15 protein-coding genes are annotated in these 15,813 nt (G+C 26.4%); 1 reads left to right on the top strand and 14 read right to left on the bottom strand.

Going from position 1 to position 15,813, the window contains the following annotated elements:
* The first annotated feature begins 106 nt into the window (after nucleotides 1-106).
* Nucleotides 107-994: a flagellin gene (locus ATR_RS08970; protein WP_115429087.1), complete on the top strand. Its 888-nt coding sequence runs from the start codon at nucleotides 107-109 to the stop codon at nucleotides 992-994.
* Nucleotides 995-1,049: 55 nt separating this feature from the next.
* Here ATR_RS08970 and ATR_RS08975 read toward each other — a convergent pair whose 3' ends face one another.
* From ATR_RS08975 to ATR_RS09040, 14 genes are all read right to left on the bottom strand, one after another.
* Nucleotides 1,050-3,092 (bottom strand): motility associated factor glycosyltransferase family protein, encoded by a 2,043-nt coding sequence (locus tag ATR_RS08975; protein ID WP_115429089.1) that lies wholly within the window; start codon nucleotides 3,090-3,092, stop codon nucleotides 1,050-1,052.
* Between the two features lie 13 nt (nucleotides 3,093-3,105).
* Nucleotides 3,106-3,786 (bottom strand): acylneuraminate cytidylyltransferase family protein, encoded by a 681-nt coding sequence (locus ATR_RS08980; protein WP_115429091.1) that lies wholly within the window; start codon nucleotides 3,784-3,786, stop codon nucleotides 3,106-3,108.
* Nucleotides 3,776-4,831 carry a nucleotidyltransferase family protein gene (locus ATR_RS08985; protein WP_115429093.1) on the bottom strand — a complete coding sequence of 352 codons (1,056 nt, stop codon included), beginning with the start codon at nucleotides 4,829-4,831 and terminating at the stop codon, nucleotides 3,776-3,778. The genes ATR_RS08980 and ATR_RS08985 overlap by 11 nt, the downstream gene beginning before the upstream one ends.
* Before the next feature lies 1 nt (nucleotide 4,832).
* Nucleotides 4,833-5,987, bottom strand: coding sequence for a UDP-N-acetylglucosamine 2-epimerase (neuC, locus tag ATR_RS08990; RefSeq protein WP_115429095.1), 1,155 nt, complete (start codon nucleotides 5,985-5,987; stop codon nucleotides 4,833-4,835).
* A complete protein-coding gene (gene neuB, locus ATR_RS08995) occupies nucleotides 5,984-6,982 on the bottom strand; it encodes an N-acetylneuraminate synthase (protein ID WP_115429097.1) in 999 nt (332 codons plus the stop codon). The genes neuC and neuB overlap by 4 nt, the downstream gene beginning before the upstream one ends.
* The gene (locus ATR_RS09000) at nucleotides 6,979-7,554 is read right to left on the bottom strand and encodes a NeuD/PglB/VioB family sugar acetyltransferase (RefSeq protein WP_115429099.1); all 576 of its coding nucleotides are present in this window, start codon (nucleotides 7,552-7,554) and stop codon (nucleotides 6,979-6,981) included. Before ATR_RS09000 ends, neuB begins: the two co-directional genes overlap by 4 nt.
* Nucleotides 7,554-8,690 (bottom strand): LegC family aminotransferase, encoded by a 1,137-nt coding sequence (locus ATR_RS09005; RefSeq protein WP_115429101.1) that lies wholly within the window; start codon nucleotides 8,688-8,690, stop codon nucleotides 7,554-7,556. Before ATR_RS09005 ends, ATR_RS09000 begins: the two co-directional genes overlap by 1 nt.
* Nucleotides 8,690-9,880, bottom strand: coding sequence for a UDP-N-acetylglucosamine 4,6-dehydratase (locus ATR_RS09010; protein WP_115429502.1), 1,191 nt, complete (start codon nucleotides 9,878-9,880; stop codon nucleotides 8,690-8,692). Before ATR_RS09010 ends, ATR_RS09005 begins: the two co-directional genes overlap by 1 nt.
* A 232-nt stretch (nucleotides 9,881-10,112) precedes the next feature.
* Complete coding sequence (gene folE / locus ATR_RS09015; RefSeq protein ID WP_115429102.1) at nucleotides 10,113-10,685, bottom strand: GTP cyclohydrolase I FolE; 573 nt, start codon at nucleotides 10,683-10,685, stop codon at nucleotides 10,113-10,115.
* 35 nt (nucleotides 10,686-10,720) lie between these two features.
* Nucleotides 10,721-11,671 carry a magnesium/cobalt transporter CorA gene (corA, locus tag ATR_RS09020; RefSeq protein ID WP_115429104.1) on the bottom strand — a complete coding sequence of 317 codons (951 nt, stop codon included), beginning with the start codon at nucleotides 11,669-11,671 and terminating at the stop codon, nucleotides 10,721-10,723.
* Between the two features lie 10 nt (nucleotides 11,672-11,681).
* Entirely contained in the window at nucleotides 11,682-12,866 is a 1,185-nt protein-coding gene (locus ATR_RS09025; protein WP_115429106.1) for a type II secretion system F family protein, read from the bottom strand.
* The gene (locus tag ATR_RS09030) at nucleotides 12,866-14,221 is read right to left on the bottom strand and encodes a GspE/PulE family protein (protein ID WP_115429108.1); all 1,356 of its coding nucleotides are present in this window, start codon (nucleotides 14,219-14,221) and stop codon (nucleotides 12,866-12,868) included. Before ATR_RS09030 ends, ATR_RS09025 begins: the two co-directional genes overlap by 1 nt.
* Nucleotides 14,196-14,906 (bottom strand): hypothetical protein, encoded by a 711-nt coding sequence (locus ATR_RS09035; RefSeq protein WP_115429110.1) that lies wholly within the window; start codon nucleotides 14,904-14,906, stop codon nucleotides 14,196-14,198. The genes ATR_RS09030 and ATR_RS09035 overlap by 26 nt, the downstream gene beginning before the upstream one ends.
* Nucleotides 14,890-15,783: a hypothetical protein gene (locus ATR_RS09040; protein WP_115429111.1), complete on the bottom strand. Its 894-nt coding sequence runs from the start codon at nucleotides 15,781-15,783 to the stop codon at nucleotides 14,890-14,892. Before ATR_RS09040 ends, ATR_RS09035 begins: the two co-directional genes overlap by 17 nt.
* Nucleotides 15,784-15,813: the final 30 nt, after the last annotated feature.

Below are 15,813 nucleotides of genomic sequence, written 5' to 3' on the forward strand. Positions count from 1 at the left end.
CTTATTTTTAATTTTTATTTAAACTAATTTTATGAATTAGTTTGTAATAATTGTGTCATTAAGTTTTATTTACACTGTGAAATAAATCAAAACTAAGGACAAACTTATGAAAATTAACACAAATATATCTTCGCTTACAGCTCAAGAAGCTTCTACAAATACAAATAGAAGTATAGCTAGTTCTTTAGAAAAACTAAGTACAGGTTTAAAAATCAATAAAGCTAGCGATGATGCTTCTGGTCTTGCAATTGCTGATAAACTTAGAACACAAGTTACATCTATAAACCAAGGTATTTCAAACGGTAACTCAGCTATTGCTTTACTTCAAATTGCTGATAAATCTATGGCTGAGCAGTCAAAGATTCTTGATACTGTAAAAGCAAAACTAATCCAAGCAAATACAGATACTACATCTCAAGCTGGTAGAACTGCTATTGCAAAAGATGTTACTAAATTACTTGACCAATTAAATAATATTGCAAAACAAACTAACTACAATGGTACTGCTTTACTTCAAGAAAGTGCTACAAATGGAGCTGCTAAATCTGCTTTATCTTTTCAAATTGGTGAAAGTACAGCAGATTTAATTTCAACAGCAACTATTCAAGCAAATATAACTGGATTTAGCCTTGTTTCATTAAAAGGTCATGTTTCAAATGGAGCTGCACTTTCTGCTGGTGCTTCTGCTGGTACTGCTAATGCATTCACAAGATCTTTTGCTTCTGCTGGTCAAAAAGCTGTTGATAGAGCTATAACTGTATTAAATGGTTATAGAGGAGATATAGGTTCTACTCAAAACCAAGTTGAATCAGCAGTTAGAAACCTTATGACTCAATCTACAAATATTAAAAATGCTGAATCTGTATTAAGAGATGTTGATTATGCGGAAGAGAGTGCAAACTTTAATAAACTAAATATAATATCTCAAGCTGGGTCATATGCTATTAGTCAATCAAATGCAGTTTCTCAAAATGTTCTTAGACTACTTCAATAAAAGAGCAACTTTATAAAATATTTTAAGATTACTTTAATTAATTAAAGTAATCTTATTAAATAACTCTTTTTAAACATAAAAGATAATCTTCAATAATATCCCTAATTTGTCTTATAGATATCTCATGTATTTTCTTAACCTTTTTACTTTCATCTTTTATTTTTATATCATTAAAATGATATAGTAAATATGGTGCACTAATTTGGAAATAATTTACTAAAATTTGGTATAAAAGGTCGCAATTATTAATATCCAATGTAGTTAATATTGAATATTCATCTACAAGAAGTTCTTCAAAGTTTTTATATTTAGTTTTCTTTATTTTATCTATAATTTCTATAATATTTTTTTCAATAAACCCTATCTCTTTATTAATAATTTCTTTTGATTTTGATGAGATTCCTGTTAAAGAGTAGTATTTTAATTTTTTTATAAGCTCATCATATCCAAACTCTACCTTTTTTAATTCATTAAAGTTGATATCTTCTTGTTTTACTGGAATTACTCCATTAAAAAATGCTCCATTTGTAGATAAGTTATAAATTACTACATCTTTAAATTTTATTTTTACTTTTTCTTCAAGGCTTTTTATTGAACTAAAAAACATTGGGGTTGTATATACATACTCTCTATAATTACCTTTTACCTTAATTAAACTTTCTCTTGCACTATAGGTATCTCTATTTATTTTTTCATTTAAATTTAGTTTAGTTGTAGCAGAATTTGAATCTTTTGAATGGCTTTCACCAGTTTCTTGATTTAGTGCTAAATCAAGTCCTATTAAATAAAGCTCTTTTATATTTAAATCTAACAAAATATTAAGAGTTATTTCTCCAACACTAAAACCTTGAAAAACTATATTATCCTTATGAAGTTTACTAAAAACTTCGTATAAAAATAGATTATCTTTATTAAATTTTTTTAGTATATTTTCATTTGTCATATTTGAAGCAAAGATAATAGTATTTTTAGAAATTTTTTCCACACTTTCATCATCAAATTGTTTTTCATTTAAAGCTTTAAAATCTTGATCTAATGTAGATATAACATCTATATGAATATTATTTAAAAGTAATTTTTTATATGCTGCTCCAATAGTTACTATAAAAAATCTATTATGATTTTGTTTTATCCACTCTATATTATCATCTAATGATGGTCCTGCTGCAATATATAAGACAGGAATATTTTTTAATAAATTTAAACTCTTTTTTGTTTTATTAAAAAGCAAAAATTTATATCCATCTTTAATATATTTTGTTGCTCTATTAAAATGAACATAAAGCATTCTATTATAGTCATAAGCAACAGGATTTAATATATGTAAACTATTTAAAATATTATCTATATATTCTTCTATATTAATCGTTGTTGTTGAGAATTTAATTAGATAATTCTCTAAATAATTCATTTTAAAAAACCTACTAATTTTAGTTTCCGTATCAAATACATTATCCATAATAGAAAAGGTTACATGTTTTTTTGCAAGAATTGTATAATCAACAGTAAAAAGAGACAATCTAAATATTTCTAAATTTCTTTCTAAAACTAAATACATATTTGCATCTATATTTTTTGCAATTTTTGGTATATGCCTTCCTAAAAGCGTCCCTAAAAAAATAAATTTTTTTATATTTTTTAATCTTTTTTTCTTGTTATCAATATAGTCTCCAATAGCATTTAGATACTCCCAAGCATTATTTACACTTAAAGTATTAAACTGAGTCATATTTTCAAACTCAAATCTATTTGTTTTATCAATAATAGGTACACCTTTATGAATAGGAGAAAAATGTTCTGCTAAATCCAATATATAATTTCCTTCATATTGTTCAGATTTTCTTAGTAATTCACTATTAAATTTTTTTGGATTCTTATTGTACAAATATTTATCATTTAAAATATCATAAATATCAAAGTCACCATCATTCATATTAAATTCTAGTGCATATTTCTCTTTATATTCTCCTCTTTCTATCATTCTTGATAACTCATCTACTCTATGATAGAGTTCATTATCATACTCACTTAAAAATACTAAATTTGCCAAAAAAGTAGTTGTGAGTGCATTTTGTAATTGTATTTGTGCTTCTGTCATATCTTTCCTTAATTTACTTATGTATCATTAATAATTTAACCATTTCAAAATCTATCTCTTCATCAATATCAATAGAACTCTCTTTATTCATAATATATGCAAAAATATTGTCTTTTAGAAAAAAGCTTTTATTTTCTAAAAGTTTATCAGTTTTACATATATAAATAGCTCCATTTAGCCTATAATATTTTTCTAAATCTTGACTTCGTTTATTTATAACTTCATCTCTTAAAAAACTATCCATTTTTCTATCTTCTGGCAAAGTATTACTCCAAAGTGGGCTATGCTCCATTTCACAAATACTTATCACTGCATCAGCTTTTTTTTCTTCTAAAAACTCTATTGCTTCATTTATATGTTTTTCATTTCTAAGAGGGCTTGTCGGTTGAAGTAAAACTATATAATCATACTCTTCAAAGTTATCTATTGCATGTTTTATTGTATCAAATGTTGTGGCTGTATCACTTGCTAATTCATCTGGTCTTTTTATAGCTTCTGCTCCATATTTTTTTGAAATCTCTAAAATTTTATCATCATCACTACTTACAGCAACTTTATCAATATATTTACTTTTAAGTCCAGCTTCAATACTGTATGCAATAAGTGGTTTGCCGTATAAATCAAGTATATTTTTTCTTGGAAGTCTTTTACTTCCTCCACGAGCTGGGACTATTGCTAAATATCTATTTTTCATTAAATACTCTAAAATATTCACTTTGTGCTTGTTCAAAATCGCTCATTCTACCAATATCAAGCCAATATTCATGAATAGGAAAAGATAAAACTTTTCTCTCTTTTTCCACTAATATATTAAAAAGAGTTGGCATATCAAAGAACTCATTTTTTGGAATAAGCTCAAAAATATTTGGAGATAAAACATAAATTCCTGCATTTACAAAGAATTTTTTTATAGGTTTTTCTTCTATTGCTATAATATTATCATCTTCTGTCTGTACTACTCCATATGGTATTTGATACTCATACTCTCTTACACACATTGTAGCATTCGCATTTGCAAAAGAGTGAAAATCTAATAAATTTGAAAAATTTACATCTGTTAATAGATCTCCATTCATAACAAAAAAAGGCTCGTTTGGTTTATCTTTTAGAAGACTCAAGGCTCCAGCTGTTCCCAATCTATTATTTTCTTCAATATAATCTATATTTACTCCAAAATCACTTCCATCTTTGAAATAATCTTTTATAATATCACCTTTGTAGTTTAAACTAATTGTAATATTTATAAACCCGTGACTTGCAAAGTTTTTAATAATTGTTTCTAAAATAGGCTTATTCCCAACTTTTAACATAGGCTTTGGAGTATCTTCTGTAAGTGGTCTTAATCTTGTTCCAAGTCCACCTGCCATTAAAATAACTCTATTTCTCTTATTTGTGGTTTTAAGTAAAGTTGCTAAATTTACTATATCAACCAAAACATTCTTTTCATCTACAATTGGAATTTGATAAATTTGATTTTTTATAGCTTTTTGTATTATTTTATCTTTTGTCTCAGTATTTAAAGAAGTAATAGGATTTTTAAAATATAAATCATTTATAGTATCATCTAAAGTATAATTTTTTAGAAGTCCCCTTCTTATATCTCCATCTGTAAGAGTTCCTATTAATCTATCATTTTCATCTACCACTAGTGCTATTTGTATAGCACCTTGGTTGATTATTTGTAATGCCTCTTTTATTGTTGAATTTGCTGTTAATTTTATGTTTTCTATATTTTGCATTTTAATCCTTTAAATCATAAAATGGTTTTTTAAGTATATTTTTCAAATCTACACTTTTTATAATCTCAACTATCTTTTTACTTGCACAGCCATCTCCATATGGATTATTTATGGTTTTTAAAGTTTCTTGAAACTCTTTTGAATATAGTTTAGTAAATCCTTCTAAAATAGAATTTTTATTTGCTTCACAATCAATCACACTAGAAGATTTTATTCTTCCTTTTTGTCTATCTCCAATATTTATAGTTCCTTTTTTAAAACTAGGAGCTTCTGCTAATCCACTAGAACTATTTCCAACCATTGCATCTACATATTGTAAAGCACTTAGGTATCTTAATTGTCCTAAAGAAGTAAAACAAACTGATTTAGTATTATTCTTAGCTACATATTCATCAATCATTTCGTTTATAACTCTTCCATCTGTATCGCTATTTGCTTTTGTGAATATAATATTTGTATCTTTTAGTTCATCTATAGCATCTATCAATTCTTGAAATTGTTCTCTTGCTGTGTCCCTCTCTAAAGTTACAGGATGAAAAGTTACAAGTATATTTTTTTTATTTAATTTAAAATCAATTGATTTCTCAAACTCATCTTTAGATAAAAGTTTTAATCTTTTGATATTCTCAATTCCCATTCCACCAACATTAAAAACTCTAAAAGGATTTTCACCTAGCTGAATTACTCTATTTTTATACTCTTCTGTAGCTGTAAAGTGTAAATGACTCATTTTTGTAATACTATGTCTTATTGACTCATCAAATGCACCTTCCGTTGTCTCTCCACCATGAAGATGAACAATAGGAATACGAGCTATCATAGCCGCACTTGTTGCACTAAATATCTCATATCTATCTCCTAATACCACTAAAATATCTGGTTTTAACTCTTCATATACTTCACTAAAAGATATTTGAGCTAATCCCATAGATTTTGAGATACCAATTGATGTATCAGAAGATAAAAGCATCTCTATTTTTTTATCAATTTTAAAATCTTTTTCTATTGTCTGATATGTCAAGCCAAATTCAGGGCTTAAATGCATTCCTGTAACTATAAGTTGAAGTTCTAAATCTTTATCGGCTTCAATTTCTTTCATTAGCCAATAAAGTAATCCGTATTCAGCTCTTGTTCCTGTTACTACACAAATTTTCATATTAATTCATCTTCTTTATAATCTTTACTAGCAATAGTTCCAATAACTTCATCCCATCTCATAGGAGAGATTCCATTCCCTGGTCTTTTTATTACAAGATTATTTTCATTTAATACTTCACCTTTTTTTATCCTACTTTTTGCAACTATTGATTTTCTAGCTATTGGCTTATTTTTTGACTCACTTTGACTTGGTTTTTTTACACTATTTCCTAAAGCTTTCTCAATATTTCTAACAGCTTTTACCATAGCTTTTAGCTCATCTGGTTCTAAACTAGCTTTATGATCAGGACCTTCCATAGTTTTATCTAAAGTAAAATGTTTTTCTATACAACTAGCTCCTAAGGCAACTGCTGCTGTTGGAACTTCTATTCCCAAAGTATGATCACTATATCCAAACTCTATATCAAAGGTATTTCCAATAGTAAGCATTGCTCTTAAATTTACATCTTCCATAGGAGTTGGATACTCTGTATTTGCATGTAAAACTGTAATATTTTCTTTTTTTGTTCCAGAATTTATTAAAATATCTATAGCATCTTCAATCTCACCAATATTAGCCATTCCAGTCGAAAGTATGACTTTTTTATTTAGTTTTCCTATATGTCTTAAATATGGAAGATTTGTAATCTCTCCACTTGGAATTTTAAATATTTCAAGTCCTAAATCATTTAAAAGTTCAATACTATCATGGTCAAAAGGAGTCGATAAAAACATAATGTTTTTTGAATTACAATAAGAGATAAGTTCTTTATGAGTTTTTACATCTAACTCAAGTTTCTTTATCATCTCAAATTGAGACTCTTCCTTACTAGTTGTTTCTTTTTGATAATCAGCCTTTTGTGCATTTTTTGAAACTAAATTTTCAGCCTTAAAGGTCTGAAACTTTACTGCATCAACTTTTGCTTCAACTGCTACATCGATTAGTTTTTTAGCTAATTCAATACTTCCATTATGATTAACCCCAGCTTCTGCTATGATAAATACTTTCCTCATTTAGCCAAACTCCCTGCTTTTACGAATCCATCTATTTTTATACTTTGTTTTAAAGTAGCATTACTTCCAACAAAACTATCACTTTTTACAACTACTCCACCGTTTATTACAGTTGCGGTTGAAATATGGCAATTATCTTCTACTATACAATCATGCTCTATTAAAGCTTTTGTATTTATTATACAATTTTTACCTATTTTTGTATTTGCATTTATAAGTACATTATGCATAACAACTGTTCCTTCATCTACAAAAGTATGTTTTGAAACATAAGCGATTGGTGATATGATAGATGGAAAAGTAAATCCTATATTTTTTGCTTTTTCAAATAGCTTTTTTCTCAATTCATTTGATTTTATATGTCCTATTGTAATAACAGCATTTTTACAAGTTTTAAATAGCTCTTCCAAATCATCATCACGAGCAATTATAGGATAATTTAAAACTTTTTTTCCGATATTCTCTTTAATATCAACGATACCAATAATTTCATATTTATTTTCAAGTTCTATAACATCAATAACACTATGACAATGTCCACCACCACCAATAAGAACTATTTTTTCTTTCATTATACTCTCACACTACTTGGAATATTAACTACTCTTTGTTCTAAATATTTTGCATTTTTTAAATCATCTTTTTGGCAATCTTTAAACATCTCAAGCTCATTCATCAGTCTCCAAATAGGTCTTGTCATAACACCATTTTTATTTGTAAAATCTAAGAAATCATCTCTTTGCTTTAAATCACCCAATAAAACTGCCTGAAGCCAATAGTTGGATTTACTATTTTTTGCTTCACTTATAAATTTCATATTTGTAGTTTCAAAGAAATCTTTATAAATATTTGCTAACTCTCTTTTTGAATCTAAAAATTTATTTAGCTGTTCGAGTTGAGCTACAAGTAAAGCTGCATTTAAATTTGGCAATCTATAATTATATGCTATTTCACTATGAACATATTCATAAGGATGTGGTATTTTTGCTGTTGTAGTAATATGCTTTGCTCTTTTTGCCAATTCTACATCATCTGTAACTATTACTCCACCACCACCACTTGTGATTATTTTATTTCCATTAAAAGAGAATGCCCCTACTTTTCCAAAAGTTCCAGTATGTTTATCTTTATAATAACTTCCTAAACTTTCAGCTGCATCTTCTACTAAAGAAATATTCCAATTATCACAAATATCTTTTATCTCATCAATCTTACAAGGATGCCCAAAAGTATGCATAGGAACACAAACTTTAATTTGTCTATTTGTAGTTTTATTTATACATTTATTATCTACTACTTCGCAATTAGACTCTAAAAAGTTTTTAAGTGATTTTGGGCTTAACCCCATAGTATCTAAATCAACATCAACAAAAACTGGGTTTGCTCCAATATAGCTTATTGCATTACAAGTTGCTATAAAAGTAAGTGGCTGTGTAATAACTTCATCGTCTTTTTTTACATTTGCTAAAATAAGAGAGATGTGAAGTGCTGCTGTTCCATTTACAGTTGCTATGGCAAATTTACTTCCTACAATTTTAGCAAACTCTTTTTCAAAAGTATCTACATATTTTCCAACACTTGATACAAATGTAGAATCTATACAATCATTTAAATATTTCTTTTCATTTCCAATAAATCTTGGTTCATGAAGCGGTATAAACTCTTGCGTTTTAAAACTTTGTTTTATAAAATCAACTATTTTTTGCATTACATCTTCCCATCAAGATATTTACCAGTTTCTTTATGTCCAAAATCTGGTATTAGTCTAAAAAACTCTTTTACGATATCCTCTTTTGTCCAAGATAACTTTTGTTTATAAGTTTTTATTACATTTTCAAACTCATTTAACAGTTTTTCCTCATAAATTGCTTCATTTTTAATAATACCTAGATTTTCAAATTTTTCCATATCTAAAACTTCTTTATCTGTAAAAAATTCTTCAAAATCCTTTTCCCCTGTTGTATCACTAGCAGTAAATAAGCAAGGATATTTTCCTTTTTTTGGCAAAGATTTACCTAACTCTCTTGCTTCTTCTTCATCTTTGCACAAATATGGTTCAAATCCGAGATTTTTCAAATACTTTACAGCTATTTCAGAAAATGTTATAAGATGCAGATTTTCACTTAGCTTTGGAAAAAATATATCTCTATTTTCTCCAAAGATACAAGACATAAGACAAAGTTCACCACTCTCTTGTGGAGTTACAAAGTATCTTTTTATATCATTTGGAGCAACTATTGGTTGATTTTTTTGAATTCTTTGATTAAATCCATGAAGTAAAGATCCATCACTAAAAGCTACATTTGCAAATCTAGCCATTGAAACATCTATCTGTTTTGATTTTCTATTTACAAACATCTCCATTATTCTTTTACTTGCACCCATCATATTTACTGGATTAGCAGCCTTATCTGTACTTACACAAAAATATTTTTTAGTTCCATTATCAATTGATTGTTGAAGTGTCTTATCTGTATTAAAAATATTTGTTTCAATCATTCGCATAAGAGTATAAGGGTCTTTTTCACTTCTTACATGTTTTAAAGCTGATAAATTTAAAACATAATCATATCTTCCATCAGCTTTTATAAAAGCATCATACTCCCAACTTCCAATATCAAGTGCAAATGTTTGAAAATCTCCATCTATATAGCCAAAACTACTTCTAATATCCCGAACAAGTTCAACCATATTGTTTTCACTAATGTCAACTACATGAAGCTTTTTTGGATTTCTTTTAAATATCTCTTTTGTAACAGCTTGTCCAATACTTCCGGCTCCACCTAAAACTAGAAATGTAGAGCTTGATACTATTTTTAAAAGCTCTTTTTCATAAGTTTGTATATCTTTTACAAAAAGTTCTTTTGTTCTTCCAATTAGTTCCAATATCTTAACTATTTGCAAATATGCTCTCCTGTCAAAGATTAATAATTTTTTTGTATTGTAACACATACTTTATTTATAGTATATACAAATATTACTAGGAACCTAAACAAAATTTTAAAGAAAACATGAAAAATATAGTAAATTTTATTTCATAAATTATTCATTCTCCTATAATTCTTTATCTTTAAAAAAATTATAACTCAAAAATTATCCCAATATTTTGATATTTCTCCAGTTTTTTATACTATTTTTGAAACGATGCAGAAACTATACTTAAAAACTCATCTTTTGTTTTCTTATCACTTTTAAAAAGTCCTCTTAAAGATGAAGTTATAGTAGTTGAACATATCTTTTCAACACCTCTCATCTCCATACACATATGTCTTGCATCAATTATAACTGCAACCCCTTTTGGTTTTAAGTGTTCATTTAAGGCATCACAAATTTGCTCAGTCATCTGTTCTTGAATTTGTAATCTTCTTGCAAAAACATCAACAACTCTTGGAATTTTTGAAAGACCCACAACTTTTCCATTTGGAATATAAGCAACATGGGCTTTACCAATAATTGGTAACATATGATGCTCACAAAATGAGTAGAACTCTATATCTTTTACAACAACCATCTCATCATTTGTTGAAGTAAAAAGTGCTTTTTGAATAATCTCTTTTGGACACTGTTTATATCCACTACACATAAACTCATAGGCTTTTCTAACTCTCTTTGGAGTATCAAGCAACCCTTCTCTTTGTGTATCTTCTCCTATATACTCTAAAATACTCTTTATTGAATTCTCAAACTCTAACTCTTTATTCATATTATATAATTCCTTTTAATTTTTTAAATATATTTTTATATCCAACCTTTTTTTCTAAATATTATCAAAGGTGAAATAGCTGATAAAACCATAACTCCTATAGAAAACAGATAACCATACTCCCAATCAAGTTCTGGCATAATATGAAAGTTCATTCCATAAATACTAGCAACAAGTGTTGGTGGAAGAAAAATAACATTTACAATTGTAAAAATTTTAATAACTTTATTTTGTTCCACACTCAAAAGTCCCACAAAAATATTTTGTAAATAATCAAGTCTTTCAAAATTAAAATTTGTATGATCAATCAAAGACCTAATATCCTTTAACATAATAGGAAGATCGCTCTTATCTTCACTTACTCTTTGAGATTTCAATAAAGAGTTTAATATTCTTTGTTTATCTGTAAGATTTTCTCTTATTTTCATATTTAAGTTCTCAAAAGCAGACATTTGCTCCAGTAAATCTTCATTATCAACATCATCGTTAAATGCTTGTTTTCTTATAGCAGCTATATCTCTTCCTAAGTTTTCTATAATATCAGCATCGGCATCAATTCTTATATCAATAATTTGTGAAAATATAGAGTAACCAGTTTTATACTCTCTAGGACTTGCAAGTAGTTTTCTAATTGATGCATCAAAACTTGCTAGTTTTTTATATCGAACAGATATCAACAACTCCTCTTGTAAAATAAAAGAAACTGTCTCATTTACAGGCTCTTTACTATCATTTATTAAGAAATAACTATTTATCTCTATTCTATTATGCTCTTCCCAATATCTAGAACTAAGCTCAATCTCTTCACTCTCTTGTTTTGTAGGAAACTCTATATTGAAAATAGCTTCAATTGCTCTTACTTCTTCAAGAGTAGGAAAAAGCATATCAATCCAAATAACACTTTTTCTATCTTCAAGATCATTTAAGTATTCAATACCCTCAACTACAGTCAATCTATGTTGTTTTTTTATATAACAAGTAATCAAGACTTCTCCTTTATCTAATCAAACTTCCCATTTCCCAAATCGGTGTAAATATAGCAATAACTATAAAAATAGTTAAACCTGCCATCAATAATAAAAATATGGGTTGTATTAATAATATTATAAAATTTACACTATCATCAAATCTATTTTTGTATATCTTTTTAATTTCAAAAATTGTAAGCTCCAAAGAGTTTGAAACTTCTCCTGTATTTAAGAGGTTTAAAACTATATCATCAAAAATATCTACATATTTAAATGAGTAGATAATTGTTTTACCATTTTGCAATAAATTATCAATATTATGTATTTTATCCAACAAATATTTGTTTTTTACTAAAAGCTTTGAACTTTCAAATGCTCTATGAAACTCATATTGTGATTTTTGCATTATCTCTATCACTAAAAATAGTTTATAAAACTCAAAATATTGGTATATTTTACTAACTATTGGAACTGTTTTAAAAAAAAACTTATCTACAAAAAAACTAAACTTGTTGCTTGTTTTATATAAAATCCATATTAAAAATATCACTATAACTGGAATTAAAAGTATAAAAGCAGTATTGTTTAAAAAGAAATCTTCACTAGCCAATAATATTTTTGTAGCAAGAGGTAAGTTAGTTTGTGTCTGTGCAAAAATTGTTTTAAAATTTGGAACAACAAATAAGAATATAATAAAAATTGAGATTATAAAACTAACTAATAAAAATATAGGGTAAGAGATAGCTTTATAGAAGCTCTTTTTTATATCTTTTGTCTCATTTAGAAGTAAAGATATTGCCTCAATATTCAACTCAATATTTGCACTATTTTGTGAAATCTCCAAAAATGATTTTACAGAATGATCAATTTTAAATCTTATTAGCTCCTCTTTTATTGGTTTAGAGTTTGAAAAAGAGTAATTTATTGTTTTTAAAAAGTCTATAACTTTTCTATTTTTCCTATTGTTTATTAATATTTCTAAGGCGTCGCTTATATTTATCTTTGATTTTAACATCAAATTTAGTTCATAAAATAGTTGTCCTAGTATTTTATTATCAATTTTAATCTCTCTTTCTAAAAAATTAAACACTCTCTTGTTCTCTTTTATCTCCAAAATATTTTTTGACTTTTGGAGAGATAAAAGCTTTTCATTATCAACAATCTCTCTTTTTATCTTGCCATTTTCCTGATATTTTACGCTATATTTTTTCATTAGTAGTTTATAACCTTGTAAACCTCTTCTAGTGTAGTTATTCCATTCTCAACCTTTTGTTTACCATCATCTAGCATTGTCTTATAATCTCTCTTTCTTAGACAATTTTTTAGTTCATTAAAACTCGCTTTATTAAATATCAAAGATGAAATCTCTTCATCAACTCTTAATATCTCAGCAATAGAGCTTCTATCATAGAACTTTGTGAAATTGCAATCAATACAACCATCTTCACATTTTTTGCAGTGAATTAAAACTAACCTTTGTGCCATAACTGCTTTAAGAGTAGTTGAGATTAAAAAAGGGTCAGCTTTTAAATCTATCAATCGTGTAATTGTCTCAATAGAGTTAGATGAATGAATACTTGCAAGTACCAAATGCCCTGTTAATGAAGCTTGAAGAGCGACATCTAATGAAAATTTATCTCTAATTTCTCCTATAAAAATAATATCAGGGTCTTGTCTTAAAATATTTTTTAGTACAAGTTCAAAACTAAGACCTACTTTATTATTTATAGGAACTTGATTTATACTATTAATTTTATATTCAATAGGATCTTCAACTGTTATTATCTTTTTTTCATCACTATTTAGCTCTTTTAATATTGAATAAAGGGTTGTAGTTTTACCACTTCCTGTTGGACCACTAATCAAAATCAAACCTTGAGTTAATTTTAATACATCTTTTAACTCGTCATAAATATTTTTAGTAAGCCCCAAATCATCTAATCTTTTATCTATATTTTTATTATCTAAAACTCTCAAAACTATAGATTCAGCTTCAATAGTTGGCATTGTAGAAAGTCTAAAATCATACTTTATATTATTAATCTCTCTTGAAAATCTGCCATCTAATGCTAGACGCACTTGTGTCATATCAAGATTTGAGATTAGCTTTACAAAAGATGAAAAAACTCTAAATAGTTCACTGCCAAAACTAAAAAAAATTCTTAATCTTCCATCAACTCTAAATTTAAAAAGACACAAGTCTTGATACTTCTCAATATGAATATCACTCGCTCTTTGCTCAATAGAATAGAGTATAAGTTCATCCAAAAAATATGAGGTAAATTTTTCATCATTATTAGAAGATAGAGATTTAAAAGCAGCTTTATATAAAGTTACTCTTTTTTCAATGTTTGCCAAGATAAATAGAATATCACTCTCTTTCTCCTCTATAAAATTCACAATCTTTACAAAATCATCTTTTATTTTATCTATTTTAGAGCTCTTACAAATAGCAACTTTTAAGCTAATACTATCTTCATATATTGGTACAATTCTATTTTGTATAAAGTACTCTTTATCATATCTCTCAAATAAAGTGTAATCAATTTTTGTTTTTAAAATGCTCAATACTAAATACCTCCAACTTTATAATATCTTTATCATTTTTTAATATCACATAATCATTAGCAATAGTCTCTAATTTATACCCAAAAACATCATCATTTAACTCAAACCAAATACCATTTATAAAAGCGTAACTACCTATAATTGCATTTATTTTGAACTCTTTTTTTACTTTTTCTTCAAAAAACTCATCCTTTTCTTGTTCTATATAATCTTCTATTTCAACATCTACAATCTCTTTATCTCTTTTATTTTTTAAAAAATATTTTGAAAGATCAACCCTCAAATCTACCAAATAAGTATCATTTTCTAATTTTTTTAAAATCAAGAAATCAATTCTAGTAAAATTATTTATATACTCTATATTTTCTAAGAATTTAAGTAAATTATCTCTTTTACCTCTTAATTGAGCCACTATTTGTTCTTTTGTATTTTGTATTTTTTGAATAAGCAAACTATTAGTTTTTGCAAGTTCTTCAATTTTATTTGAGAGTTCAAAAATAGATTCTGTATATTTTTTGTTCTCTATTTGTAATATATCATGGTTTTGACTATATCTATTCTCTATTACTTTATCATCATTAAATAGTATATATAAAAGAAATAGTATTAAAATTGGGAGTAAATAAAGTTCTATTTTAATTTTTAGCGAGCTATTCTCAAAGCTATTTTTAAAGTTTTCCAACATCAATTGTTGCCTCAAAAACTTTACTCTCTTCAATAAAATGTGTAGAAGATGAAATTATATTTTCACAACTCTCTAAAAATTTATCAATATTTTGTTTATCTGAAGAGCTTACAACAATCTTTGCTGTACTATTTATATAATCAAAAGAGTTTAAAACTAATCTATTTTTATCAATATTCTTTGAGATTACATAGAATTTCTCCTCAAAACTATCAAAAGCAATTCTTGATTTTATTGCTTCAAAATCAATTACCTGTTCCTCTTTTTCAATAACTTTAAAATATGTATTATAAAAATAGTATCCAAATAGTAAGATAGAAAAAAGATAGAAAACATAAATATAAAAAGAAAAATTTGGCTTTAAATCTATAAACTTCAAGCCATCTTTATTTTTATTAATTCTAGTTTTTTCTAATTTATTTTCATCTAAAAAATCATTTTTAATATTTTCGAAATTATCTTTTTGTATGTATTTAACACTATTAATCTCAATATTAAACTTTTTATTTAAAAATTTAATAAAATCATCTTGATTTAACTCTTCATTTATCTTTTGATAATAAAAAAATCTCTTATCTTTAAAAATAAGAAAGAAATTACTACAAACTAGTAGTTCAAAGCCTATAAACTCGACTTTTCTATAGTAACTATAAAAAGCTTCAAAATCGAAAAAATGAAACTTTTTATTTACAACAAATACTTGATACTCTTTTGCACTTTTAAGGTAGTTTACATATAGTCTATCACAACCATCCAAAGATATATTTTTTAATTTTAAATTAGAAAGAATAAAACTCTTTAAATATCTATCATCTATTTTTTCAGTAACATCAATATCAACAACTATGATATCGCTACAATTAGCAAAGAAAAACATTTTTCCTCCTAAAAATAGATTTTAAAGCGC

Source organism: Aliarcobacter trophiarum LMG 25534, from assembly GCF_003355515.1.
GTDB lineage: Bacteria > Campylobacterota > Campylobacteria > Campylobacterales > Arcobacteraceae > Aliarcobacter > Aliarcobacter trophiarum.